The organism is Amycolatopsis sp. w19 (assembly GCF_051373225.1).
Lineage (GTDB): Bacteria > Actinomycetota > Actinomycetes > Mycobacteriales > Pseudonocardiaceae > Amycolatopsis > Amycolatopsis japonica.
In genome coordinates, this window is sequence record NZ_JBPQFM010000002.1 from 166,889 (window position 1) to 192,828 (window position 25,940).

Consider the following 25,940-nt stretch of genomic DNA (forward strand, 5'->3'; position numbering starts at 1 on the left):
TGCTGCGAAGGGAGCCTTCGGCCCGAGTCGTGTCACACGACGGCGGGCGCCCTAGTCGGGACGGCCGACCTGCGTGTTCGACAGGTCGAGCCCGATGGCGAAGTCCGCCGTGTAGCCGGTTCCGGACTGCTGTGGACGCAACAGCATCTGGGATCCGCCGTTGCGGTAGATCGAGTCCCGGCTGTTGGTCGTGTCGGCCGGGCCTTTCCGCCGGTACGGGTCGGTCCGCAGATAGGCCGCGCCGAACTCGGGCGTGAAGTAGAGCTGCGACGTGAACTCGTACGGGCGGCCGTTGGTTCCGATGGTGCGTATTTTGACGTGGATATGCAGTGTGCGTCCGGTGTACCAGCCGGGAAGAATGGTGGTGAACCGGGCCGTGCCCGCCTGGTCGGTGTTCTGATAACCGCGCAGGAAACGGCGGCCGCGGCTGCCCTGGGACGGAATGTCCGAATACAGCCCGAAAGCGTCGCACTGCCAGAGGTCGATCATCGCCCCCGACAGCGCGGTGCACTGCTGCTGGCGAACCTGCTGAACGGTGAAATTGATTACCAGCGGGGTACCGGGAACCAGTTGTCCGGTGGACGGCTCGCTGCGGATATCGGAGCGGTTGAGCCGCTCGTCTACGAAGTACGGACCCTCCATTTGCTCTGGCTTGACCACACAATCCAGCGTGCAGACCTCGGGGTTGCCCTCGGTGGAGGTGGTGGTGCTCGCCGTGGCGGAGCCCGCGGCGGCGAGTGTCGCACCGGCGGCGCCGAGCAGAATCAACGCCTGCCGCCTGCCGAGCACCCGGCCTACTGGTTCGTCATCGTCATGCATAGGGTTCCTTTTCGCCAAATGATGGGAGCAGGGAACTGAGCGCAACAGAAGGATTTGCTCGCAGGGTGCCGCGCGGAACCGATTGTCCGTGACGGCCCGTCCACTGTCGAGAAAGTTCACTCGCGCGCATCATACTTCGAAGCGAGCACCATCATTTTATGACCCGAATTCTCGAACCCCTATTACGGCATTTCGCCGCCGCATGGGTCGCGGCCGCCGGGGGCAGGCGTCCGCATCGGCTCCAAACCGTTACCTGAACTCGCGGCAGACGGGGAAACGCCGGGAGCGGCTTCCGCGACTAGTACAGCGAGTGACCAGCACGCTACGCACCACCGAGCCGCGCCACCGCCCGACGGGGGAGACAATGCGCCGGACATTCGTCGTCACCGACGTCGTTCATCCTGCCGGATACGAGGACCGGCTCCGGACGGTGCTCAGCGACCTCCACGACGGCGTCGGGCCGACCCTCGCCGTGGCCGTGCTCGGCCTGCGCGCGGCCCGTGATCTGCTCGTCCGTGACCGAGCAGGGGCCGAGCGACTCCTCTCCCGGCTGGAGGAAGAGCTCTACGGCGCCATCACCGAACTGCGCCGCATCGTGACCGACGCGCGCCCGCCCGCGCTCGACGAGGCGGGCCTCGTCACGGCCGTGCGCCGGTACGCCGGCCTGCTCGCCGACCGGGTACCCGCCGAGCACGGACCACTCGCGGTGACCGTCGAGGTCCGCCGCGAGCTGCCGCCGCTGTCGGCCGCGGTGGAGGTCGCCGCGTACCGGATCATCCGCGAGGCGCTCGTGAACATCGCCCGCCACTCCGGTGCCCGGCAGTGCACGGTGCGCCTCTGGCCGCTGGACGGCGACCTGCGCGTGGAGATCGTCGACGACGGGGTCGGGACGGGCGGGGAGACGCCGCCCGTGGTCGGCGGGACCGGGCTGCGGTCGATGCGGGAACGCGCCGTCGATCTCGGCGGCGGCTGCGTGGTCGAGCCGGTGCCCTCGGGCGGCACCCGGATCGCCGCCTGGCTGCCGCTCGCCACCCAGGAGTGAACGCGATGTTCCCGCCGCTTCGCGTCCTCGTGGTGGACGATCATCCCGCCTTCCGGACGGCCATCTGCGCGATGCTCGACGGTACCCAGGGCATCGACGTCGTCGGGCAGGCCGCCGACGGTCTCACCGCGGTCGCGGAAGCGGGCAGGCTGGAACCCGACGTCATCCTGATGGACCTGAACCTGCCGGACCTCGACGGCGTCGAGGCGACCCGCCGGATCGTGAAGGCCTGCCCGCACACCGGTGTGCTCATGCTGACGATGTTCGAGAACGAAGCCGCGGTGTTCGCCGCCATGCGCGCGGGTGCGCGCGGCTACCTGCTCAAGGGGGCGCGCAACGAGCAGGTCGTCCGCGCGGTACGGGTGATCGGCGACGGCGAGGCGATCTTCAGCCCGGCGATCGCGACCCAGGTGCTTTCCCTGCTGGGCACGGAAACCCCGCGCGACGAGTCCTTCCCGAAGCTGACCGCGCGCGAGCGGGAGATCATGCGGCTCATCGCGCAGGGCATGGGCAACGCCTCCATCGCCGACCAGCTGGTGCTCAGCCCGAAAACCGTGCGGAACCACGTGTCCCACATCTTCCGCAAGCTCCAGGTCACCGACCGGGCCCAGGCGATCGCCAAGATCAGGAAGGCGGGCGTCGCTCGATCGGAGTAGCAAAGCGGGACATATCGGGACTCCGGATCCCTGTTCGCGACACCCCGTCCGCACGATCCTTGGGAATGACGAAACGCCGTTCGCGGGAGGGGTTCATCGATGCTCGTCGACCAGATCCCGGTGCTGCTCCATGCCACCGACACCATCACGCACGCGGGTGTCACCGCCGCGCTGCGCACACGCCCTGAGATCCGCTTCGCCGACGACACCGACGAGCCGGCCGTCGTACTGGTCATCGTCGAGCGGCTGAACGAGGAGGCACGGCAGTTGCTGCGCAGCCTCCACTGCGCCGGCTGCGCCGGGGTCGTCCTGGTCGCCGGGGAGGTGGACGATTCGGAACTGCTGGACGTCGTGGGCAACGGTGTCTCCGCGATCATCCGGCGGGCCGACGCCACCCCCGACACCCTGGTGCGGCTGGTGAAGGCCGCGGCCGCCGGGGAAGGCGCGCTGCCGCCGGATCTGCTCGGCCGCCTGCTGTCCAGGGTGTCCCGGTTGCAGCGGGACGTGCTGCAACCGAACGGGTGGGATCTGGCCGGGATGTCCCAACGCGAGACCAAGGTGCTGCGGATGGTCGCCGACGGCTTCGAGACGAAGGAGATCGCCGACCAGCTGAGCTATTCCGAGCGGACGGTGAAGTCGATCCTGCACGACATCACCAACCGTTTCCAGCTCCGCAACCGCGCGCACGCCGTCGCGTTCGCCTTGCGCGAGGGATTGATCTGATCGGCGTCTATTCGATGCGGCCAGAGAAGGACACCGACGGGGTGCACCGGCTGCCGCCTCCCGGCGTCTGGCAGCTGACCGCCAGCACGATCTTCTCCCCGGGGGCGAACCGCCATGCCTGCAACCAGTGGTGGTCGAGGTCGCGGAAGTTCGCGAGGCCGACTTCCAGCAGAACGGTCTTGGTGCCGCCGGAATCCCGCAACAGCCGCAGGGTTCCGTTGTCACCACGCGGGTTCTGCAGGATGAGGTCGGTGACGACCAGCGTCTTCGCGGCATCCGGCACGGCGTAGGGGAATTCGGCGAAGCGGTTGACGTTCGAGTCGACCGCCGCGTCCGCCGCCACGCGGAAGTCGGTCGGTGTCCCGTTGGCGTTGCCCGCCGGGTTCGGGACACCGTTCGACGCCCTGGGGCCGGGCGGCGCGCCGTCCGGAGGCGGGGTCAGCCCGACGGCCTTCATCGCGTCTTCGGAGTTCTGTTTGGCCTGATCGGCGTCCTTCTTCGCCTCCCCCGCGGCGCCACCGGCGTCCTGCGCGGCCTTGATCACCTCCTGGTTCTGCTCCTGCGCGGCTTCACGAGCGGCCGACTTCACCGCGGGCCTCAGCACGGTGAACCACAGCGTCACCAAGGCCAGCAGCAACACCAGAAGCGCGGCCAGCGCCGGCAGCAACCACTTCGGCAGCAACTGCCGCTGCACCATGGTGCCTTCGGTCTTGAGCGGTTCGGCGTCGTCCGCGACGACGAACACCTGGAAGCGGTGCCGTACGGGTTGCCCGCGCAGGAACCGTTTCCGCGGCCGGGCCCGCAGGCGGACGAACGCGGCCGTGCCCGGCGCGAGGTCGGCGCGGTTCCGTTCGAGCTGGAAGTCGAGCTCGTCCTCGGGGTCGAGCGCGCTCAGTTCGACGGCGACGGGATGGTTGCCGCGGTTGTCGACGGCGACTTCGAAATCGGCCTTGGAACCGGCCTCCACTTTCGCCGGGACGACTTCGGCGGTCACCTCGGTGAACGCGCCGAGCTGGATGCTGCCTTCCTCGACCACCGACCCCGCCGGGTCCTCGCTCGAGAAAACCCTGACACCGAAGGGAATCACGCCCGCCCGGACGTCGGACGACCGCGGCGGCGCGAACCGCACGACGACCGTCCCCGCCTCCCCCGGCATCAGGTTCACCGTCGCCGGTTCCGCGGTGGCCCAGGCACCCGGATCGCCGACCACTTCGATCGCGAACTGATCGACGACCCGGCCGGCATTGCGAACGGTCACCGAGCAGCTGATCTCCTGGCCCGGTTCCGCGACCAGACCCGCCTCGGACAGCGTCGCCGTTGCTCCCATACCTGGAAGTCTGCGCGTCCGGCGCGACGACCGGCAGCAGCGGACGGGTGTGCGGCCGTGCGCCGGTCGGTGCCCATAGGGGCAGTGGCCGGTGCTCGGAAGCTGTCTGAGCGGTTTCATGCTGTCACGAGTGGGCTGAAGGCTCCCTTCACCGCATCCGATGCGGCGAAAGGAGCCTTCGCCCCGGCCGGATACTGGCCGTGAGTGGCGTTTCGGGCTAGAGCCAACCGGGTGCTCTGTGCCTACCTACGTCCGACCTGCGTGGGCGCGACGACCGAGTGGAGGAAGATCCCGGACGTTGGACGGCCGGAATCTTCCCCACTCACTTCACTGCCCCGCCTGCCACACCAACGGAGACTGGGCGCACAGGGCGCAGCGTGCGCAAAGGCGTGACTCGCGTGATCAGGGACGTGACTCGCGTGATTGGAGGCCGCACTCGCGAGTTCCGCCTTCGATCACGTGAGTTCCGGCGTCGATCACGCGAGTGCGGCCGAACGGTCCAGGTGGTCGTGAGTGGCGCGACCCCTCAGCCTCGGGTGTTGAACGGGGGTTGCAGGGTGCGGAGCACCACCAGGATCGGATTCGACGCCGCCGTCCCGAATTTCGGGCCGCCGACCGAGGTCACGTTCACCGTGCGCGGGCCGATCAGGTCGTGGTGGAAGATCAGGAAGTACGCCTCGAATCTTCCATCGGCGCCGACGGTGACCTGCCCTGGCGCGGAGATGCCCGCCGACCAGGCCAGCCGGACCACCGCGCCCGGCGGGAAGTCCGTTCCCCGCACCCGCGGGACGAAGCCGAGCGTGCCGATCTTCGGATCCAGCTCGACCACCGGCTGCCGGACGACCACACGCGCGGTCGCCGTGTTGTCCCCGGCGTTGTTGTCCGGTCCGGTCGTGCTCACCGTGCCGGACACCTGGCCCTCGAACGCGGCCTTCGCGGCCAAGGAGATCCGGACCGTCACGGTCTGCCCCGGCCCGAGCGTTCCGAGCACGCAACTTCCACCGCCGGGCACACAGCCGGGGGCGGCCGAAGTCGCGGGAAGTTGTGGTGGCAGCTGGGTCACGAGCCGGACGGCCGGCATCGGGGCCTGGGAACCGTTGTGCACCAAGTAGGTCAGCACCACGTCGTCGCCGCCGGTGAACAACGGGACCGCCGAGACCGACATCCCGACCGACAAGGATCCGGGGGTCACCGGTGGCGCCGGTTTTTCGCCGACCGTCACGACCGCCGTGGCGGAGTTGTTCCGTGCGTCGGCGTCGGGGCCGGCCGTGGTGACCGTTCCGGTCGCCGCCTGCGCTCCGGCGACCAGACCGGTCGCGCTGAACCGCACCCGTACCTCCTCGCCCGGCACCAGCGTGCCGAACGCGCACGCCGGTTCGGGTGAGCAGGTGCCCTTGGTGGGGAGGGCCACCGCCGGTCGCAGTCCGGCCGTCAGCCGGACGAACAGCCCCACCAGGGGCGACGCGGTGGCGCCGCGGTTGGTCACGACGAACTCGAACGTGGTGAGCCCCTCGAACGGGATCGCGGCGGGTACGGCGCTCGTGCTCACCACGAGGTCGGGAATCCTTTGGAACGTGGGCTGCGAGGCACCACCGGGGCCGTCGATCAGGGTCCGGCCGTCACCACCGGCGAACGGAACGACCGCGACCCGTGGCGGGGACTCGCCCGGCGAGTTCGTGTACGCGACGAGACCGCCGTCCGGGGACCAGGCCGGGTCGTCGACGTATCCCGTGCGCTGCACCAGGATCCGGGCCGCGCCCCCGTCGGCGGGAGCCACGCAGACCAGCGCGTTGCCGCTCTGGAACGCGACGGCGGCCCCGTCCGGCGAGAGGTCCGCCGCGCCTTCCGCGCCGGCCCCGCAACCCGGCCCGAACAGCGACGAAAGGTCACGCTGGTCTCCCGGCACGACGACGTCGGGCGAAGGCTGGGTCAGGGTGACCTGCCACAACTGCTTCCGCCGCTCCTCTCCCGGCGGGGCGACGGCCATGACCGCGGTCTCGACGGCGGTGCCGTTCTTCCCGCGCGCCGTGCACGTCACCGTGGTGGCCCCGACCGGGAACAGGCTGCCGGACAACGGAGTGCAGCTCGGCTCGAGCGGGCTCCCGTCCACGTCCACCGCGGTCGCGGGATACTCGATCGCCGTGGGGCCGGTCCCGGTCACCGTCCGGTCGTGCAGCGTGATCAGGGGCAGAGCCGCATCCTTGACGCGCACGGTGACGTTTTCGGTGTATCCCGGCCGCACGGTGGACTCCCCGTTCAACCGGAACTCCACGCGGCAGCGCAGGAATGAGCCCACCGCGGCCGTCTGGGACACCGTCGCCGTTTCGGTGAACCGCGCGGTCGTGCCGCCCGGAACACTCTGCGGGCCCGCGGGATCGAACGTCATCGTGAGGCCGGGATCGCAGAAGCTCACCGGCTGGACGCTGACCGGCAGATCACCGATACCCGCGATGATCGCCTCCGAGATCCGGCCGGCGTCGGTGTCGGGCGTGAGGACACCGTTGGTGGCGCTGGTGATCGCGGTCGCCTGCCCCCGCGCGTCGAGGCCGCGGTCGGGATCCGTGCTCGACCCGCCGGTGACCGCGGGAACGGCCACGACGCTGATCTTCGCCGCGTTCAGTGCGGCGATCACCTCCGTCCGGGTGTTCGGCGGGGTCTCGTGGCTCGCCGCGTCACCGACCAGGACGACGACCCGGCTGCTTCCCGGGCGGAAGGTGATGGCTCCGGTCGCGACCTTCTGCAAGGCCAGAAGCCAGTCCTCGGCGGTGTCTCCACCACCGTCCGCCTTGATCCTGGCGAACGCGTCGGACAGCAGCTTCCGTTCGGCCTCGGTACCCGCCGGTGTCAGCGGCTGCTGAACGTAGAACGGCCGCGGGGCCGGATCTTTCGCGTCACCGAAGGCCACGACGGCGAAGTTCGCTTCCTTCTCCCGTTCCCGCACGCTGTCGATGACCGTGCCGAGGTTCGTCTTGACCCCTTCGATCACCCCGCCCATGGAGCCGGTCTGGTCCATCAGCAGGACGACGTCCGGCAGGGACCGGATCCGGTCGGTCTGCACCGTCTTGCCGATCCGCGTCTGCCCGCCGCGGCCGACCGGCACGTCCACCGTCGCGGGATCCACTCTGGACGGTCCCGGCGGTCCGATCCGGGTGGCGGCACGGGTGAGCGTGATCTTGGCCCCGTCCGCCGACCAGACCGGCTGCGAGTCGTCGCCACGCAGATGCGCCGGGATCGGGATGTCGCCGAGAACGCGGCCGTCCGCGACGCGAACGATCCGCACGAAGCTGTCGGAACCCTCGCCTGCCGACACGGTCCGGGTGAACGCGATCTTCGTCGCGTCCGGCGACCATGCCGGATGACGCTCCCGTTTGCCGCGCTCGGCCGCGGTCAGCGGTCGCGGCACGCCGCCGTCGGCGTTCGCCACGACGATCTGACTGTTCCGGCTCTCGCCGGTGCCGAATTCCGTGTAGGCCAGCGAAGTCCCGTCCGGAGAGAAGGCGGGATCGGCTTCGTCCGCGTCCGGCCGGTTCGTGATGTCGCGGCGGTCGCCGCCGCGCGCGTCCGCGCTCCAGATGTCGGTGGTGGCCCCGCCGCGGAGCTGGGTGAACACCGGCTGCCCGTCGGCACGGAAGGTCGGTTCGGTCTCGCCGACGCCGGACAACGCGGAGATCACCGAGACCTGGCCACCCGCGACCTGTTTGACGTCGCCGAGCGGATCCGGTTGCCGGGTGGTGAAGGCCAGCCGCACGCCGTCCGGTGACCACGCGGGCTCGGACGAGTCACCGGGCTCCGGGACCGCGCGGGTGACGGCGCCGCCGGTGTCGGCCATGACCACGACATCCCCGGCCGGGTCGAATCTGGTGGTCGTGAACGCGATCCGGGAACCGGTGGGCGCCCAGGCGGGCTGGGTGTCCGCGGCGGGGTCGTTGGTCAGGCGCGTCGGCGTGCCGCCGCCCGACGGCACGGTGTAGAGGTCACCGGCCGGATCCTCGCCGGTACCGCTGAACACGAGACGGCGGCCGTCGGGCGACCAGCTCGGCGAATCGTCCGCGGCCGGTCCCGACGTCACCTGGCGCAGCCCGCGGCCGTCGACGCCGATCACGAAGATGTCCTTGCTGCCCGTGCGTTCCGAGACGAACGCGACCGACGAACCGTCGGGTGACAACGCCGGATGCGTGTCGACGGTCGCGTCGTCGGTCAGGCGCACCGGGACCTTGGTGCCGTCGCGCAGGTACCAGATCTCGCCGTCGCGCTCGGCGCCGTCACGGACGGCCCGTTTGCTCACCCACACCAGGCCCCCTTTGCCCGCGGACGCGTCGGAATCGACGCCCCCGGCGCCCGGGGGCAGTGCCGCGCCGGAGGCCTGGAACAGGGCCGTGGTCGCGGCGCTGACGTAGCCGACGCGGTAGGGCGCGGCGGGAGGCGCGGGCTCCTGCGCCGCGGTCGGCGCGAGCACCCCGGTGATCGCCGCTCCGCCCAGCACCGCGACGAACGCGATCGCCGCCACCGCTCGGTTCGGGCGCATGGTCATCCAGTCCTTCCTCAGCCGGCCTCGAACAGCTCGATCTCGGAGATCGCGACGTCCATGCCGTCCAGCGAGCGATGCAGCCCGACCACGTGCAGCTCGATGCTCGACGCGCCCGCGCTGTTCTCGATCGGGATCTCCTGGGCGTCCGGCGTGTCGGCCAGCACCATGTCGTAGGTCTTGCCGGTGGAGAACACGAGATGCAGGGTCTTCGGCCGGTGCGCGGCCTGGAAGTTCGCGCCGTTGCCGGAATGCACGATCGCCTTCCGCAGATCCACCGGACGGTCGAAGGTGAACACCAGTACGGGTTCGCCCTGGGCGGTCGCCGCCCAGAAGGTGTTCTTGGCGTTGTCGCTGACCAGGTTCCCCGGATGGCCGGGCGACTGCGCGTTCGCGGTCACCTTGCTCGGGCGCACCGGGTTCAGCTTCGTCTCGAAGATCCCCGTCACCTGACTCCACAGACCGGCCGCGGCGGTGTTGATCGCACCACGGAACGGTTGGTACAGCGCGTAGATCAGCGCCGAGAGCACCAGCATCACCGCGATCACCCGGCGGATGGCCTTGCCGACGCTGCGGCGCGCGGCACCGGCCCGGCCGGCGCGGCGGCGGACACCGTCCTTGCCCGGCCGCTCCCCCGCCTTGTGCTCACGGGGTCCGCGGCGGAACAGCCGACGCCACCACGACGTCTTCACGACTTCCGACTCGGCCAGGGACGCGCCGCAGCGGCCACAGAAGTTACGGGTGGGCACGTTGCCCTTGCCGCATCTGCCGCAGATCAGGTCACCCGGTTTGAGGACCTGCTCCTCGACCATCCGCTGCTGCGGCTGCCGGACCGGCGCGAGCGGTTCGGCGGGCTGCACGACCTGGGCCTGGGCGACCGGCTGACGCACCGCGACGGGTTCCTCGTCGTCCCATTTCAGGTACCGCCCGCATTCGCCGCAGAACTCGACGTCGGCGGGGCCCTGATGCCCGCATTCCCGGTAGATGACCATCCGCTACCCCTCCACCACTTCCACCGTGACGCGCACGTGGGCGGGCACCGCGTCCACGACCGTCGCCGTCAGCCGCCGTTCGTCGATCCGGCTCCGATCGGGCACCCGCACGCGTACGTGGACCCACGGCGGCCCCGGATCCGGGAGCGGCGCTCCGGGCTCCGGCGACGCCACGACACCGCCGCTGTCGGTCACCTCGACCGCGCCACCGGTCAGCAGCCGCACGTGTTCGGCGAGCCCGCGCTGCGTACCGCGCCACCGGTGCAGTTCGACCGACCGGGTCACGAGTTCGCGCAGCCGGACCGGGCTCCAGCCTTCGTCGACGCGCAACGCCACCCAATGCGCCAGCCAGCCGACGAAGTCCTCCGGCGCCAGATTCGGGTCGAGGTAACCCGAAAAGTTGTCCAACGTGGCGAAGACCGGTGCGAGCACCTCGTCGAGCGCACCGGTGAAGCCCTGGACGAACCGGTCCTCGGCGTAGACCGAGGGCAGTTGCTCGCCGATCGGGTGCGGGCTCGGCAGTCCCGGCACGGCCGCCCTCATCGGTCACCCTCCCTGACCCGGACCTGGTGCCCGAACGAGAACGCGAGCGCGTGGGGCGGAAGGTCGAGCCGGTCGACCTGCTCGCCGCGTTCCCGCGTGACCGGATTGGCCGCGAACAGGCGTACGTCCTCCACCATCTCGACACCGGGAAGTCGTTGCAGCACCGCGAAGACCTCGCCCGACTGCACCGGCCGCCCGAACGGCCAGCCGTCGCCGTCCGGTCCGCCGGTCAGCGGGTTGAAGTAGTCGTAGAGCGCCTGCGTCGCCCGCGGGCCGAGGGTGCCGGGGCTGGTCCGGCGGCGCGACCGCAGCCGGGCGACGACCGTGACCCCGTGGTAGAACGGCGCTTCCACGGACACGAGGGCGCCGACACAGCGGCGTTCGTCCAGATACCGCTCGATCCGGGTCCGCATCCCGGGGTCGAGCATCAACGTCGCGAACTTCAGCTCGCCGGTGTCGGGAACGGCGGGCACGACGAGGACGCGGATCGCCCCGGTCTCGCGCCCGTCGGGGCCGTGTGCGGGGACACAGCGCACCCTCGCCGCCTCGGGCGCCGCTTCGCGCGCGAGCTGTTCGTAGTCTTCGGCAGTGACGGCGCGGTCGCGGGTGCGCAGCAGCAACGGGCCGCGGACCGCCGCGTCCCGGACCGATTCGCCGTCCACCCCGCCGGTCGCCGGACGCCGGTTGACCACGGTGCTGACGAACGGGATCGGATCCCGTTGCACCTCGAGCACTTCACGGGCGACGTTCCCGCGTCGCCCGCCGCCGGCCCGATAGGCGGGCACCCGGATCGCGGCGGCCTTGGCCGGAACGGCGCCGTAGTACCGGACGCCGCCCTCGGGCTGGCGCACGGCGGGGCCGAACGCGATCTCACCGGCGACCCGATCGAGCTGGACGTGCCGGTCTTCCGGGCCCGATTCGGCGAACGAGGACACCTCGGTCCACTCCTGCCAGCCGTCGGGACCGGACACCTCCACGATCAGCTCGTCCCCGCCCGCCACCACCGGACGCCTGCCGAGCGGGAAACGCTGCCCGGGCAGGCCGTCCGACGTGCCGACGATCTCGCCGTGCACGACCTCGGCGTGCACGGCGCCGACCGTGCCGCCGATGGTCGACGCCTCGACCGAACGCAGCCGCGGCGATCGCTGGAAGAACGGCTGATTCTGCTTCGGTTCCGTCAAGCGGCAACGGATCCAGCCCGCGTGACGCCCGGCGAGCACCGACGCCGTATGCCCCGGCGGCACGTGCAGCACGACGTCCCCTGGCCGGTTGAACGCGCCGGTGCTGTCCCGGTCGATCTCACCGGCCGTCCAGCCGTGCCCGTCCCAGGCCTCCCACACCCACGGCGGGTCGTGCGGATCGACGCCCTGCCCTTCGACCTCGCAGTCCATCCGCAGCAGTACCGCGCAGCCGGGCACGGCGTCCGACAGTCCGAAGTAGACGATGTCGCCGGGCGCGGGGTTTTCGGCGAAACACGCGGGTTCCCCGCCGACCAGCAGCTCGTCGGTGCGGTCGACCGGCGGCACACCGGGGTCGGCGTCGCCGGTGGCCAGGCCCGCGAGCGAACACGGCACGATCGTCAGCGTGCGCTCCACGGTGAACACGACGGGGTCCTCGACCTCGTCGCGCACACTCGCGACCTGCTTCCCCGCGGAGACGACCACCGGGACGTCCCGCGCCGCCGAGAGCCAGAACGTCACGTCGGCGCGCGCGGCGGTCGGCGCGAACAACCGCACGCCGATGAGGTCGAGGAACCGCAGGTAGTGCAGGTCCGGCACGCGGTTGAGCCGGTAGAGCACCTGGTCGACCATCTGCGCGAACGTCTCGATCAACGTCACGCCGGGGTCGGAGACGTTGTGGTCCGTCCATTCCGGACAGTTGCGCTGGACGAGGTACTTGGCTTCGTCGACCAGGTCCTGGAACCGGCGGTCGTCGAGGTTGGGCATGGGCAGCGACATCACGCACCGTCCTGAATGGACTCGTGGGGCGGGATGACGTAGAACGGGAAGACCAGGTTGCGCGGGTCGTTGGTCCCGCGCAGCTGATACTTGATGTCGATGAGCAGCGTGCCGCGCTCGGCCTCGGAGAACCCGACCACCACGTCGGTGAGCGTGATCCGCGGCTCCCACCGCTCCAGCGCGGTGCGCACCTCGTAGGCGATCTGCCCCGCGGTGGCCGAGTCGGCGGGCGCGAACACGAGATCGTGCACGGCGCAGCCGAACTCCGGGCGCATCGGCCGCTCGCCGGGAGCGGTCGCCAGGATCAGCCGGATGCTCTCGACCACCTCACGCTCGCCGCCGACCAAGGCGATCGAACCCGTCGCGTCGGTGCGCACCGGGAACGCCAGTCCCCTGCCGAGGAAATCCATGTCAGCCTCCGATCAGGACGGTCGGGCAGCCCAGGACGATCGGCGCGCCGCAGGCGGCCAGGTCGCCCATGCGCGCCGCGGGCAGGCCGCCGATCAGCACCGTCGGGCACCCCGGCGGTGCGATCGGCGTCGGGGGATGCACCGCGGGCGGCGGGAACGAGCAGGTGTGCAGCGTGCCGACGGTGGCGGCGGGCATCCCGCCGATGAGCACGGTCGGCACACCGGGTCCGGCGATGACGCCCGGATGCCCGGTCGGGTCGCCGACCCTCGCGGCTGGTGGCATGCCTGCTCCCCTCAGTTGATCTGTCGGCGGTTCAAGACCGGGCCGGTCTCGGTCGACGGTCTGGCTGGTGTGCGGAATGGACTGCGTGTCGCGAAAGCCACTTTCGGGACGTCAGATGTCTCGAAAGTGGCTTTCGCGACATCGCCACGAGCGTCTGTCGAATACATCCCAGCCCCACTCCCCTCAGTTGATCTTGACCACGCCGCCGCGCACGGTCACGACACCGCTCGCGGTCAGCTCCGTCTGGCCCTGTCCCTTGACCGAAACCGTCGCGCCCTCGACGTTCACGCCCGCCGTGCCCGACAGCTTCAGGCTGCTGCTCGCCTCGACGGTCGCCTCGGTCGCCGACTTCACGGACACCTTCTGGCCCTTGAGCTCCAGCGGACCGCTGCCCGCGTCGATGCTCACGCCGTTCCGCGCCTTCACCGTGACCCCCTTGCCGCTGGTCACCTCGATCATCTGGTTCTTCTGGTCGAGTTTGACCACGAGCTTCCCGTCACCGGACGCGACGACGATGCCGTCCTGTTCGGCGAATTCGAGCTTGTGTCCCTTGCGCGAGACGAAACCCCGCACGGCGATCTCGCCGCTGTTGCCGTCGATCGGCGACGCGGTGAACTTCGGCACCGCGTCTACGCCGTTATACAACCCGCCGAGGACATACGGCGCCTCGAAATCGCCTTGCTCGAAGCCGACGAGCACTTCGTCGCCGACCTCGGACATGACCATCGCGCCCCGGCCGTTGCCCGCGCCGGGTTGCACCGTGCGTGCCCAGTTGCTGGTGAAGTTCTGATCCAGCCAGGGAAAGGTCAGCTTCACCCGGCCGAGCCCGGCGGGATCCTTGGCGTCGGTGACCACCGCGGGCACCACCCCGGGCCACGCCGACGTCTTGGTGCCACCGGCGACCAGCCCGTAGAGGGAGCGTTCCTGCCTGCCGGAGACGGCGAACTCGGTGGTGTAGCCGACTTCCGCGTTGAACAGGTGCCGCGTGCTGGTGAGCGTGTACTTGCCGGCGAACGGCTTTCCGACGCCGGTCAGCGTCACCGCCGCGCCCGCCCGGAGCTTCGGATTGCCCTTGGCGACCCCGTCGAGTTCGGTGCACGCGCCACCGAGCCGTTCGGACAGCGCGACCGCCGCCGCTTTGGCCTCGGCCTGGGTCCGGCGCGGCGTATCCGCCGAGACGTACTTGGGGCTGGAGAACTTGTTCGCGAGCGCGACCGGGTCGACACCCTCGACCTCGGTACCCGCGTTCTTCGGTTTTTCGGCGGCCACCACCGGCTTCTTCGTCGTGACGTCCCAGCCTCGGGCCTCGACCTCGGGCACCTGCTCGGCCGCGGTGACACTGGCGCGCAAGCTGACCAGCGTCCGGTGTGCCTCGAGTACCAGCGGGTCGGTGTTGGCCTTCGCGCTGGTGGCGGGTGCCGCCGAGGGCTTCTCCGCGAGGCGGAAGTTCAGCGCGCCCTCGCGCACGGCGATCTGGGCGCCGACCGACTCCGCCAGCCGGGAGAGGAAATCCCAGTCGCTGACGTTGTCCTGGCTGAACTGCGTGTGCGGACGGCCGCCGACACCGGGGACCTGATCGACCTTGCCGACCTTCAGCCCGGCGCGCTGAGTCACCTTGGTGACGACGTCCGCGAGGGACATCCCCGGGTAGACCGCGACCCGGCGGCCACGGAACAGGCGGTGCGCGTGGTCGTAACCGCGCACCTCGGTGAAGGTGCCGATCCGGTCGAGGTCGATCGCGACCGCGGTGACCTCGCCGGAGAGCAATTCCTGCGGAGCTTCGGGATCGGAGGTCTGCACCTTCAGCTTGATCTGCGCGCCGACGGTGAACTTCCCCTTGTCCAGCACCACGTGCCCGGAGTCGCGGAACCGCAGGACGAACATGTCCGGCAGGTTCCGGCTGTCGTCGACGTAGGCGTAGGAGAGCAGCGTCTTCACGTCGTCGGGCAGCGGACCCCCGGCGACCTCGACGATCAGGTTGTTCGCGAAGCTCTCGTTAGCCATCGAGTTCCTCCAGCGCCGGAACGAGCAACCGGGTGCCGGGCCGCAGCCGCATCGGGTTGTCGATGTCGTTGGCGTCGGCGATCTCGCGCCACTTCCCCGCGTCGCCGTAGGCACGGAACGCCACCGCCTGCAGGGAATCGCCGGCGACGAACACGTGGGTGTCCCGTGCCGCCAGCGCACCCGAGGTCGGGTTCTGCCCGCTCAGCTCGCCGGCGATCTCCTCCAGGTTCACCGTGCAGACCGCGCGCACCGGGGTACCCGACGGGGTGAACAGCGTGTACTTCGCGGTCACACTGGCGACATACGCGGGGAAGCCGGTCATCCCGCCCCATTTGAAGATCACCCACGGCGGCGAACCCTTGCCGTGCTGGCGGCTTTCCTCGGTGGCGACGCAGCAGGTGAAGAGCTGCTCGACCTTCTTGACGACGGCGTCGTCCATCTTGTCGGTGGCGTCGAGGAACATCTCCAGCGCGAGCTTGCACGGGTCCGAGCCCTTGAACTCGGGCGGTCCGCTCTTCTTCGCGTTGCGCTGCGGGTCACGGCCCCATTTGGCGTTCTTGGTGAGCGAGAGTTCCTTGGGGTTGAACTGGAACTTGATCTCGAACAGCTTGGCGCCGGGCTGCCCGGTGCCGCCGGATTGCGGAGGTTTGCGGACCTCCAGCAGCGCGCGCTGGAGGTTGTTCGGCGCCGGTTCGCCGGAGCCGTACGCCGCGGGCGGCTGGGATCCGGCGGAGGTGAACGTGACGGGTGAGGACATGGCTAGCCCTTCTTCGCCGGGCTGAGGAAGCCGTGGTGGGCCAGTTCGAGCGTCTCGGTGGCGACCTTCGGCGAGTCGGGCGAAAGCTGCGGCCCGCTCCAGCGCACCGGGACGACCCCTTCGAGTGACCAGCTGGCGATCACGGTGCCGTCGAGGGTGCGCGCTTCGATGGTCGCGGTCTTGCGTTCGATGCCGCCCGCCATACCGGCGAACCATTTCGTGATCTGCGAGCTGGCTTCGGTGACCGGGCGGGAGAGCTTGATGTTGGAGTACTTGATCCGCGTCGGGAGCTGCCAGACCATTCCGTTGTTGCCGCCCTCTTCCCGCTGCTCCATGACGAACTCGCAGCCCAGCCCGTCACAGCTGCTGAAGGCGCCGAGGTTGCCGAGGTTCTTGTCGTCGAGCTTGACGACGTAGCAAACGGCGACGGCTTCTTCCGCGTCCGGCATCGGCTTCTCCTTCAGTGCGGGCGATCGGTGAGCGCGCCGCGGCGCTCACGGTCGAGACGGAGTTCGGTCTTCAGCCGCCGCAGCAGCGGGTCGAAAAGTTTCTTGACGAGTTCCTCGGTCTCCGGTTGCGCGGCCGGTGCCGCCGGTGCCGCCTGTGCTGTCGCGGGCACCGGCACCGCGACGGGCTCCGGCGGTGGTGGTGTTTCCGGGTCGCGCTGGACGACCGGGGGTTCAGGCTGCCGCGGCACGACGGCGGGTGGCAGGTTGAGCACGAGGCTCTTGACGTCGGCGACGGGCTCGCTGGGCACAGTGCGTTGCACGGATCGCGTTTCCGCGGGTCTCGCCGGCGGAGGCATCGTCGTCGGCTGATGGAAGGTTTCCGCGTCTTGGCGTTGAACAACCGGCTTGGCCGTAAACGTCTCTGGCATGAGCGGAGTCCTCGGTGATACGGAAGGCAGCGGAGTGGCACCGCCCCCGTTCAGCAAGGCGGTCAGGGTCGGGCGCTGGTCCACCGCCAGCGGTGCGGGCGAGACCGCGGCCGTGCCGTCGACGACTCGTGCCACCGGCAGCGGTGACGTCGAGATCACCGATGCCGGTGGCGCGCTCACCGAGCCGCCCGGCGTCCCGGGCGGCTCTGGGGTTGCTGTAGTCCCGGACCGGATTCGTGGTGGTTCGGGCGGGTGGAACGTGGTGTCGGGTGAAGAACGCGACGAGGCGACCGTCGGCAGGCTCGGCGGCGGTTCGAGCGCCCGGGCGACCAAGATCGGCGCCCCTACATGCTCCTGTGGCGGTTCGTCGCGGAGGCGCTGCACCGGCCTCTGAACGAACGTAGGCTCCACCGGCGATTCGTCACGCCGACGCTGCACCGGCCGCTGAGCCGATATCGGTCCCGCTGGCGGTTCATCCCGCAAGCGCTGCACCGGCCGCCGAACCGAAGCCAGCTCCCCTGGCGATTCGTCACGCAACCGCTGAACCGGCCGGTGAGCCGGCACAGGATCCCCCGGAGACTCATAGCGCTGCACCGGCCGCTCGACCGACAGCGGCCCTACTGGCGCCTCGTCATGCAAACGCTGCACCGGCCGCTCAACCGAAGCAGGCTCCCCCGGCGATTCATGGCGCTGCACCGGCCCCTGAACCGATACCGGTCCCACTGGCGATTCATCACGCAATCGCTGCACCGGCTTCCGAACCGAAGCCCCGGCCTGCGACACGTCCCGATGTTTCGGCGACGGAAGTTCCAGAGCCGATTCGGCGACCGAACGCTGGACGGCCGGTGCGGAAGTCGGCGACGTCGGCGTCTCCACGGGCATGGCCGGAGGAGTCCGCTCCTCCCGCGCCACCTCAGTCGGCGCCGGAACCGTGGGCAGCACCGGGGTCTCGACATCGCCCGCCAGCGGCGCGTCGACCTCGGCGACGTTGTCTTCTACTGCTGGTACGTCGGCACTCGGCATTTCCGCCTGGACCGAGTCCGGCACGATCGGCGCGCCGAGCCCCAACCGCCGGGGCGCCGCCTCGACCTGTTCCGTCCTCTGGACGACCGGCAGCGCGGGCCGCGGTGTCACCACCTCCGAAGTGGGTGGCTCGGCGGGGAGCGGGTCCGGAACCTGGACCGGCACGGTCTCGGCATCGACCGGCTCGGACGTGGACACGACCGGGTCGTGGTCAGGCTCGAATGTCTCGACTGCCCGCGGTTCGGCCGCGGGCTCCGGAGTGGGGACCGGAGCGCTCGGGGTTTCCGACCGGATCGCTTGGACCGTCCTCATCGGCGGGCGCGCCGACGAGCCCGCGGTGGTCAACGGCATCGGCGGCCGGTCGGCGTCACGCGACGCCGACCGGACGGCCGGCAGCACGAGCGTCGCCGTCGGCTCCAGCGCGACGGTCGGCTCGAAAGCCGGCCCCGGCTCGTCCGGCAACGGCTCCTCGTACGACTGCACGGCAGGCACGGATTCCTGTTCAAGGGCAGGGCTTTCGGTCACCGGATCGTCCGGTTCGGCGGCCCGCTGCACCGACATTCCCCAAAGACGCGACAGCACACCACGTTTGCGGGCGGACCGCTGCACCACAGGCATGTCCGGCGGTGTCATCGGCGCCCGCGCGAGACCGTCGATGACACCCGAAGGTTCCGCCGGACCGACCCGATGTCCCAACGGCTCCAGGTACGCCGGGCTCCGCCAGGACGTCAGCGAGGCACTGAATCTCTGCACCGGATTGATCAGCGGATGCTCGGCGACGACGCGCTGGATCGGCGGCAGGCTTCGCCATTCGGCACGGGTCACCGGCAGCGAGGGCGGTGTCGCCGCTTCCGGGGGCGGGCCCGGCTCCTTCCTGCGCCACGTCCACATAGAAGCGTCACCGTCCCTCGCTCATCCGAGTGTTGATCCGGGCGATCTCGGCGACGTAGGTCAACCGGTCGTGGTGTTCGAGGTCGAGGATGTCGTCGAGCGACCAGTGCAGGTGGTAGGCGACGTACGCGACTTCCTCGTGCAGCCGTCCGGCCGCGTACGTCACGATTCCCCCAGGCGGCCGCCGGCGACGTCGACGACGAACTCGTGGCCGCACTCCGGGCAGGCGACGCCCGCCCGCGTATGGCCTTCGCTGTTGATCCGCCGGTACATGTCCTGCAGGAACGCCAGATCCGAAGCGAACAGGTTCTCGATGACTCCGGCGTGCACGTCGGTGACGTCGCCGATCCGGGTGATCACCCTGGCCAGCAGCACCACCGTGAGGAAGGCCGAGTTCTCGCGCACCCGGTCGTCCCGCAACGGGACGAGTTCGTCCCGCGCGGTCGCCAGCCGCATCACGCCGGAGTGGTGCACGTTGCCCGCGTCGTCGACGTAACCGCGCGGGAGTTCGAACGCGAACTCGGTCCGCAGTTTCGGCCGCGCCTGCGCTTCCGGCACGACGGGGGCTTCTTCGGCCGGCGCCGACGCCATCACCCTGCGCATGGGCTCACTCGACTTCCATCTGCTCGTAGGTGACCACGAGCTTCTCGGTGAGCACACTGGTGTCGCCCGCCTTCAGCGCGCCGATCTCCAGGCTCTTCGGCCACGCGTTGGTGAGCTTGTAGCGTTTGATCGGGGCGCCTTCGTAGTCGTAGACGATGATCGCGCCGCCCTTGCGAGCGGAACCCATTTTGCCGAAGTGCGCGTCCTTGACCCATTTCTCGAAGCTGCTGTCCTCGGTCAGACCGCGGGTCAGCGTCACCTCGCCCGATTTCGGGCGGCCGGGGAGCTTCTTGATGACGTACTTGCCGTCCACGGTGTTCTGCTTGAGCTCGATGACGTCCTGCTCCATCTTCAGTCCGGAGACCTCGGAGATCTGCTTGATCTGAACGCCGTCGATCTCGAGCCCGAAGGAGCAGCCGACGGCCTTGTCAAGATCGGGAAGTGCCATTTCGGAGCCCTTTCACTATTCGTTGACCAGGCTGGTGCCGCCGGACATCTGGGCCAGCCGGAAGATCACGAACTCCGCCGGTTTGACCGGCGCGATGCCCACTTCGCAGATCACCTGGCCGAGATCGATCCCCTCGGCCGGGTTGGTCTCCCGGTCGCATTTCACGAAGAACGCTTCGTCGGGAGTGAGGCCGAACAGCGCGCCCTTGCGCCATTCCATCACCAGGAAAGCGCTGATCGTGCGCCGGATGCGGGCCCACAGCGCGTCGTCGTTCGGCTCGAACACGACCCACTGGGTGCCGTTGAGGATCGATTCCTCGAGGTAGTTGAACAGCCGCCGCACGTTGAGGTAGCGCCACGCCGGGTCGCTCGACAGCGTGCGTGCTCCCCAGATCCGGATCCCCTTGCCCGCGAAGGAGCGCACGCAGTTCACGCCAATCGGGTTGAGCAGCTCCTGCTCGGCCTTGGTCAGATGCGTTTCGAGCGCCAGCACACCGCGCACGACCTCGTTCGCCGGTGCCTTGTGGACACCGCGGGTCGCGTCGGTGCGTGCCCATACCCCCGCCATGTATCCGCTGGGCGGCACGTACGTGTTGGTCCCGCTGGCGGCGTCGAGCACCTGCACCCACGGGTAGTACAACGCCGCGTACTTCGAGTCGAACCCGGCTTGGTCCATCCGCCAGGAGCGGACCTCCTGCGGGTTGAGCGCGGGCGGCGGGTCGACGATCGCCATCCGGTCGCCCATCAGCTCGCAGTGCGCGATCATCGCCAGCTGCACGGCCTTGACGCCGTCGAGGTCGATCAGATCGCGCTGGTGGGCGGCCATCAGGTCCGGCACCGCGACCATGGTGATCTCGTCGATCGCTTCCAGGCCGCCGAAACCGGTGCGGTCGGCGACGTCGCCGACGTAGTCGTCGGCCGCGATGCGCCGCGGGACGGGCGGGGGCTGCGGCGGCTCGGTGAGCACCGCGGTGCCACGGTCCGGCTTCGCCACCGCGCCACCGGTCGCGAGCTCCTCGATCGTGATGAAGCTGGACTTCTCGCGCACCAGTGTGACGACGTTTTCCTTGGTGCGCTTGGTGGTCACGTTGTGGGTCTCGACGACCTTGCCGTCCTTCTTGACGAGCACGGTGAACCGGTCGTCGCCGGGGTTCTCGCCGGTCGGTTCGGTGACCTCGACGGTGAGCTCTCCGGTCTGTCCACCACTCGTGAGCTCTTTCGCGACGAAACGGTAGCCGCCGAGCACGGCCTGGCGCGTCGCCGCCTTCGGTGCCGCGCCGTTCTCCTGCCCTCGTGGACCGCCGATGCGGACGATGTAGCAGTTGGCACCGCCGTTGAGGAAATAGCCGTAAACCGACTGGGCCAGGTAGCAGCCTTCGACGAAATCGCCGAAGGTCTGGGTGAACTGGGTCCAGTTGGACACCAGGGTGGGCGTGTTGAAGGGGCCGTCCGCCGCGAAGCCGACGAAGGCGGCGACGGCGGTGCCCACACCCTCGATCGGCCGGGCGCCGGCCTCGATCTCCTCGACGTACACACCCGGCGTGAGATAGGTGGGCATGCGTGCCTCCCCTTTTCGGTGCACTCGCTGACATCGGCGATGCTCCTGGGTGGACGTTCACGGCGGAACGACCGAGCGGATAGGTCGGCGGGAACCAATCTCTGCCCGAAAAGGCAACTGCCCGTTCGGGCAGCGGGGCCCGCCCCTCCGGCTGTTGGCAATCGACCCGCCGACGCCGAAAGTGAAGACATGCCGGCGGGCCGGGACAAGGTGACACAGGCTCCGGCCACGCCACCCGCGCGGCCGGTCAAGCCCGCGCGCCGTGCCACCCCGCCCGCCCTGCTAAGGCTGCAGGCCGCCGCGGGCAACGCGGCGGTGACCCGCCTCGTCGGTTTGCAGCGCAGCAGCTGCCCCGCTCCCCCGGTCGCACCCGCCGGGGTGACGCCCGCGTCGGACCCGAAGTTCGGGTCGCTCAAGAAGGACGTCAGCGGGCAGGCGAAGGCGGCCAAAGCGCATCCGCCCGCCTCCGCGGAGGTCAAGAAGGCGCAGGACGCCGCGGTCGCGCCCGCCGACGACAAGGAAGCCCAAGCCAAGGCGGCGCAGGCGGACAAGATGGCCGCCGCCAAACCGGCCGGATTCGACAAGGCCGCCTTCGTCGCCGCGGTGAACGCCGCCGTCGCCAAGCAGGCGCCGCAGAATCTCGACGAGGCCGACAAGTTCGCTTCGTCCGGCAAGGCGGACCAGATCAAGTCCGAAGTGATGGGCAAGGTCACCAGCGGCAAGGACGCTTCCGCCAAGGACGTCACCGAGCGCACCAAAGAAGCGCCGGACACCAGCAGGGCGACGGAAAAACCGGTGAAACCGCTGCCGGAAACCCCGCCGCCGCCCGCGTTGTCCCCGCCGGACGCCCGCAAGGCCACCCCGGACAAGGCGCCGCCCGCCCAAACCGACCTTCGCGCCGACCAATGCGAAACCCACGGCAAGATGGCCGAGGCCGGTGTCACCGACCAGCAGCTGGCGCAATCCAACGAACCCGAGTTCACCGGCGCGCTCGCGGCGAAACAAGAAGGCGAACAGCACACCGCGTCGGCACCCGCGGCGGTCCGCGAGTCGGAGGCGGGCCGGCTGGCCGCCGTCACGGGCGCGGCGCAGGCGTCCGGCCAGGCCGCGATGGCGGGTATGACCGGCGCGCGGTCGTCGTCCGGGCAACGCGGGCAGGCGGCGAAGTCGGCCACGAAGGCCAAGGACGAGCAGGACCGGGCGCGGATCACCGCGGAGATCAAGGCGATCTTCGAGGAGACCAAGACCAAGGTCGAGGGCGTCCTCGGCGCGCTCGACGAACAGGTGGCCAAACGGTTCGAGACCGGCGAAGCGGCGGCGAAGGCCGCGTTCACCGCCGATCACCAGGCCCGGATGAAGAAGTACAAGGACGAACGCTACGACGGCGTCACCGGCGCGGCCCGCTGGAGCTACGACCTGTTCGCCGGCCTGCCCGCCGAGGCGAACAACCTCTTCCTCGAGGCCAAGAAGGTCTACGAGTCGAAGATGCAGGGCGTCATCGGCGAGATCGCCGATTTCGTCGGCCGGCAGCTGACCGAAACGAAACGGCTGATCGCGGAAGGCCGCGAGCGCGTGCGGCAGAAGGTCGACTCGCAGTCCCCCGCCCTGCGCAAGATCGCGGGCGAGGCCGCCAAGGAGTTCGGCGGCCAGTTCGACGAACTCGCGAACTCCGTCGACGAGAAGCAGCAGTCGCTGGTCGAGGATCTGGCACAGAAGTACAGCGAAGCCCGCAACGCCGTCGACGAGGAGATCAAGGCGCTGCAGGCGGAGAACAAAGGCCTGTGGGACAAGGCGAAGGAGGCGATCGGCGGCGCGATCGACACGATCCTCAAGCTGAAGGACATGCTGCTGAGCGTGCTGGCGCGGGCGGCGAACGCGGTCGGCCTGATCATCGCCAAACCGATCGAGTTCCTCGGCAACCTGGTCAACGCGGTCAAGACCGGCGTCATGAACTTCGGCGCGAACATCGTGCAGCACCTCAAGGACGGCCTGAAGGCCTGGCTGCTCGGAAACCTGGCCAGCGCGGGCATCGAGATCCCGGAAACCTTGGACGCCAAGGGCATCCTGAAGATGATCATGTCGATCCTCGGCCTCACCTGGGCGAGTGTCCGCGCGCGGATTCTCCGCTTCATCCCGGAACCCGTGCTCGCCAAGCTGGAGCAGACGTTCGAGGTGGTCAAGATCCTGATCACCGAAGGCGTGCCGGGGCTCTGGCGCTGGGTGATCGAGAAACTGGGCGATCTCAAGGAGCTGGTGCTCGGCCAGATCAAGGAATTCGTGATCGAGAAGATCGTCAAGGCGGGCATCACCTGGATCATCTCGATGCTCAACCCGGCGGCCGCGTTCATCAAGGCCTGCAAGGCGATCTACGACATCGTCATGTTCTTCGTCGACAAGGCCGCCCAGATCAAGGAGTTCGTCTCGTCGGTGCTGGACTCGGTCGAGTCGATCGCCCGGGGCGGCGCGGGCGCGGTGGCCGGCCTGATCGAGCGCACGCTGGCGAAGGCGCTGCCGATGGTGCTCGGATTCCTGGCGAGCCTCCTCGGGCTGGGCGGGATCTCGGAGAAGATCAAGTCGATCCTGGAGAAGGTCCAGGCCCCGGTCGGCAAGGTGATCGACACGGTGGTCGGGACGATCGTCAAGGCCGGGAAGAAGATCTGGTCGAAGGTCAAAGGCAAGAAATCGGATGAGCAAGACCCGCGCTCGCCGGCGGAGAAACAACGTGCCCTCGACAGCGGTGTCGGTGAAGCCACCGCGCTGATCGATCGGGGCCTGTCCGAAGAGGACATCAAGAAGCAACTGCCCGCCATCAAGGACAAGTACAAGATGGCGTCCCTGACACTGGTCGTCGACCAGCATGAGGACGGCGGCGAAGTCGTCCACATCGAAGGCGAGGTCAACCCGAAGAAGCGCGGACCACGACAGGTCATCAAGGGCGGCGGCCCCGGTCTGTACAAGGCGGTCAAGCTGTCCCCGACATCATTCAAGGGCGACTTCGCGAACTTTCCGAACTGGGGGAACTACAACAGCTTCACCGCGACCGCGCACCCGGCCAACCAGAAGTACCGGCACCCCAACGGGAAAGTGCCGCAGCCGTCAGGGCAGTACACCGTGGCGGGCAGTCAGACCGGCGGCTCACCCAACCGCGACGATTGGCGCGACACCGTCACCGCCCGGAAAGAAAAGCTCAAGCAGGAACTGAAGAAGAAGAATCCGGACTGGCGGGCGCGAGAACTGGAGAACGGCGCCAAACGTGCGGTTGAGAACGAACTCGGTCTGGGCTGGAAGGACCTGTACCTGCTCGATTGGGACGAGCACCATATTCAGCCGGTCAACTGGGGTGGCAGCAACGCGGGCACCAATCTAATCTTCCTCAGGAGATCCGAGCACCAGCTGTTCACCGCGTTCTGGACCAACCGCAAGGCCATCATCATGAGGGATATCAAATGAGCGACCTCGAACGCCTGGTCCAGGACGCGGCAGGAGACGACGAGGCCGCGGCGCGGAAGCTCATCGCCCGCGGGGCGGCCGCACTGCCCGCTGTATTCGACGCCCTCGCCCGCGCTTCCTGGTTCAGCCCGGTCGGCCTGCTTCCCTACGTCGTACGGCGGATCCACCAGAGCGACGCGGTCCCGTTGCTTCTCGAACACATCGATGCCGAGCAACGGGAGTTGCACACGAGCAGTCTCGCCGCCCTCGGCCGGTCCCGTGACGACCGCGCCCTGCGGCCGCTCACCGAACTGCTGTCGGATCAGCATGCGCTCACGACAACGCGTGCACACGCGGCGGCGGCGCTCGGCGATCTCGGCTTCGAAGAAGCGGTTAAGCCGCTCGGCGAGGCGCTCGCGGAAGCAGCGGCCGAGGATCCGGAAGTTGAGGAATGGCCGATGCTCGTTGTCGCGACCGCGACCGCACTGGCCAAACTCGGCGACTACGGCGGCTTCAGCGCCCTGACCGGACTACTGGACGTCCCGTTCGCGCCCACCCGAGCCAGGGCGACGGGCGGATTCCGTCTGTTCGCGGGCCCGGCCGTGCTCGCCGCGCTCAGCCGTTGCGCTGACGACGACGACCCGGAAGTGCGCGAGCAGGCCATCGATCCGCTGTTCCTGATGGGCACGCCGGAGTGCATTGACCTGCTCGTCGCACATCTCGGCGACCCTGACGAGAGCGTCGCGTCGAGGATCGCGATCCGGGTCCGGGACTGTCTGGGCACCGACGCCGAAGATCTCAAGTCTGCATGGCAAGATCTCCGAGAAGACTTCGCTGCTGACGTCTGCCACCGTCTCGGACGACCGATCCGGTTTCTCGACCTGGTCGATTTGCTGGCCGCCGGGGACCGGCCCGATGTGGCGCCCGAACTGCGTACGATCACCGGTCTGGACATCGACGAACTGGTCGAGGTCAACCGGATCGACGAGGTTCACGAACAGGTCGCAGCCCTTGCACTGCCGGAAGGCGCCCTGGTCAAGTGGGGTCGGATAATGAGATCGTAAGTACTCCTG

General features: G+C 69.3%; 21 protein-coding genes. 5 read left to right on the top strand and 16 right to left on the bottom strand.

Annotated elements, in window-relative coordinates; all coding sequences use genetic code 11:
• Positions 1-51: 51 nt before the first annotated feature.
• Positions 52-819, bottom strand: a complete 768-nt coding sequence (locus tag ACSMFO_RS05275; RefSeq protein WP_436457188.1) for a twin-arginine translocation pathway signal protein — start codon at positions 817-819, stop codon at positions 52-54.
• 364 nt (positions 820-1,183) lie between these two features.
• On the opposite strand from ACSMFO_RS05275, the gene ACSMFO_RS05280 reads away from it, so the two are divergent.
• From ACSMFO_RS05280 to ACSMFO_RS05290, 3 genes are all read left to right on the top strand, one after another.
• Positions 1,184-1,861, top strand: a complete 678-nt coding sequence (locus ACSMFO_RS05280; RefSeq protein WP_360127843.1) for a sensor histidine kinase — start codon at positions 1,184-1,186, stop codon at positions 1,859-1,861.
• 5 nt (positions 1,862-1,866) lie between these two features.
• A complete protein-coding gene (locus ACSMFO_RS05285) occupies positions 1,867-2,517 on the top strand; it encodes a response regulator transcription factor (RefSeq protein WP_360127840.1) in 651 nt (216 codons plus the stop codon).
• A gap of 99 nt (positions 2,518-2,616) precedes the next feature.
• Positions 2,617-3,240: a response regulator transcription factor gene (locus tag ACSMFO_RS05290; protein ID WP_436457189.1), complete on the top strand. Its 624-nt coding sequence runs from the start codon at positions 2,617-2,619 to the stop codon at positions 3,238-3,240.
• Positions 3,241-3,247: 7 nt separating this feature from the next.
• Here ACSMFO_RS05290 and ACSMFO_RS05295 read toward each other — a convergent pair whose 3' ends face one another.
• From ACSMFO_RS05295 to ACSMFO_RS05365, 15 genes are all read right to left on the bottom strand, one after another.
• Entirely contained in the window at positions 3,248-4,567 is a 1,320-nt protein-coding gene (locus tag ACSMFO_RS05295; RefSeq protein ID WP_436457190.1) for a COG1470 family protein, read from the bottom strand.
• Between the two features lie 526 nt (positions 4,568-5,093).
• Positions 5,094-9,098 (bottom strand): DPP IV N-terminal domain-containing protein, encoded by a 4,005-nt coding sequence (locus tag ACSMFO_RS05300; RefSeq protein WP_436457191.1) that lies wholly within the window; start codon positions 9,096-9,098, stop codon positions 5,094-5,096.
• 11 nt (positions 9,099-9,109) lie between these two features.
• The gene (locus ACSMFO_RS05305) at positions 9,110-10,084 is read right to left on the bottom strand and encodes a zinc ribbon domain-containing protein (protein ID WP_436457192.1); all 975 of its coding nucleotides are present in this window, start codon (positions 10,082-10,084) and stop codon (positions 9,110-9,112) included.
• 3 nt (positions 10,085-10,087) lie between these two features.
• Positions 10,088-10,627, bottom strand: coding sequence for a phage tail protein (locus ACSMFO_RS05310; protein WP_038515057.1), 540 nt, complete (start codon positions 10,625-10,627; stop codon positions 10,088-10,090).
• Entirely contained in the window at positions 10,624-12,585 is a 1,962-nt protein-coding gene (locus ACSMFO_RS05315; RefSeq protein WP_436457625.1) for a putative baseplate assembly protein, read from the bottom strand. Before ACSMFO_RS05315 ends, ACSMFO_RS05310 begins: the two co-directional genes overlap by 4 nt.
• A complete protein-coding gene (locus tag ACSMFO_RS05320; RefSeq protein ID WP_037344464.1) occupies positions 12,585-12,995 on the bottom strand; it encodes a GPW/gp25 family protein in 411 nt (136 codons plus the stop codon). Before ACSMFO_RS05320 ends, ACSMFO_RS05315 begins: the two co-directional genes overlap by 1 nt.
• Position 12,996: 1 nt before the next feature.
• Positions 12,997-13,278, bottom strand: a complete 282-nt coding sequence (locus ACSMFO_RS05325; RefSeq protein ID WP_037344462.1) for a PAAR domain-containing protein — start codon at positions 13,276-13,278, stop codon at positions 12,997-12,999.
• A 183-nt stretch (positions 13,279-13,461) separates the two neighbouring features.
• A complete protein-coding gene (locus tag ACSMFO_RS05330) occupies positions 13,462-15,282 on the bottom strand; it encodes a VgrG-related protein (RefSeq protein ID WP_436457193.1) in 1,821 nt (606 codons plus the stop codon).
• Positions 15,275-16,039, bottom strand: coding sequence for a CIS tube protein (locus tag ACSMFO_RS05335; RefSeq protein WP_436457194.1), 765 nt, complete (start codon positions 16,037-16,039; stop codon positions 15,275-15,277). The genes ACSMFO_RS05330 and ACSMFO_RS05335 overlap by 8 nt, the downstream gene beginning before the upstream one ends.
• Before the next feature lie 2 nt (positions 16,040-16,041).
• Positions 16,042-16,488, bottom strand: a complete 447-nt coding sequence (locus ACSMFO_RS05340) for a phage tail protein (RefSeq protein ID WP_016333594.1) — start codon at positions 16,486-16,488, stop codon at positions 16,042-16,044.
• A gap of 11 nt (positions 16,489-16,499) precedes the next feature.
• Positions 16,500-18,830 carry a hypothetical protein gene (locus ACSMFO_RS05345; RefSeq protein WP_436457195.1) on the bottom strand — a complete coding sequence of 777 codons (2,331 nt, stop codon included), beginning with the start codon at positions 18,828-18,830 and terminating at the stop codon, positions 16,500-16,502.
• Positions 18,831-18,837: 7 nt separating this feature from the next.
• A complete protein-coding gene (locus ACSMFO_RS05350; protein WP_016333592.1) occupies positions 18,838-18,996 on the bottom strand; it encodes a DUF6760 family protein in 159 nt (52 codons plus the stop codon).
• Positions 18,993-19,433, bottom strand: coding sequence for a hypothetical protein (locus ACSMFO_RS05355; protein WP_073842281.1), 441 nt, complete (start codon positions 19,431-19,433; stop codon positions 18,993-18,995). The genes ACSMFO_RS05350 and ACSMFO_RS05355 overlap by 4 nt, the downstream gene beginning before the upstream one ends.
• A 4-nt stretch (positions 19,434-19,437) precedes the next feature.
• Entirely contained in the window at positions 19,438-19,881 is a 444-nt protein-coding gene (locus ACSMFO_RS05360) for a phage tail protein (protein ID WP_436457196.1), read from the bottom strand.
• 15 nt (positions 19,882-19,896) lie between these two features.
• Positions 19,897-21,438: a phage tail sheath family protein gene (locus tag ACSMFO_RS05365; RefSeq protein ID WP_436457197.1), complete on the bottom strand. Its 1,542-nt coding sequence runs from the start codon at positions 21,436-21,438 to the stop codon at positions 19,897-19,899.
• Between the two features lie 189 nt (positions 21,439-21,627).
• Between ACSMFO_RS05365 and ACSMFO_RS05370 the strand changes: the two genes are divergently transcribed.
• Together ACSMFO_RS05370 and ACSMFO_RS05375 are read left to right on the top strand one after the other, a co-directional pair.
• Complete coding sequence (locus ACSMFO_RS05370) at positions 21,628-24,888, top strand: hypothetical protein (protein ID WP_436457198.1); 3,261 nt, start codon at positions 21,628-21,630, stop codon at positions 24,886-24,888.
• Complete coding sequence (locus ACSMFO_RS05375; protein ID WP_436457199.1) at positions 24,885-25,931, top strand: HEAT repeat domain-containing protein; 1,047 nt, start codon at positions 24,885-24,887, stop codon at positions 25,929-25,931. Before ACSMFO_RS05370 ends, ACSMFO_RS05375 begins: the two co-directional genes overlap by 4 nt.
• Positions 25,932-25,940: the final 9 nt, after the last annotated feature.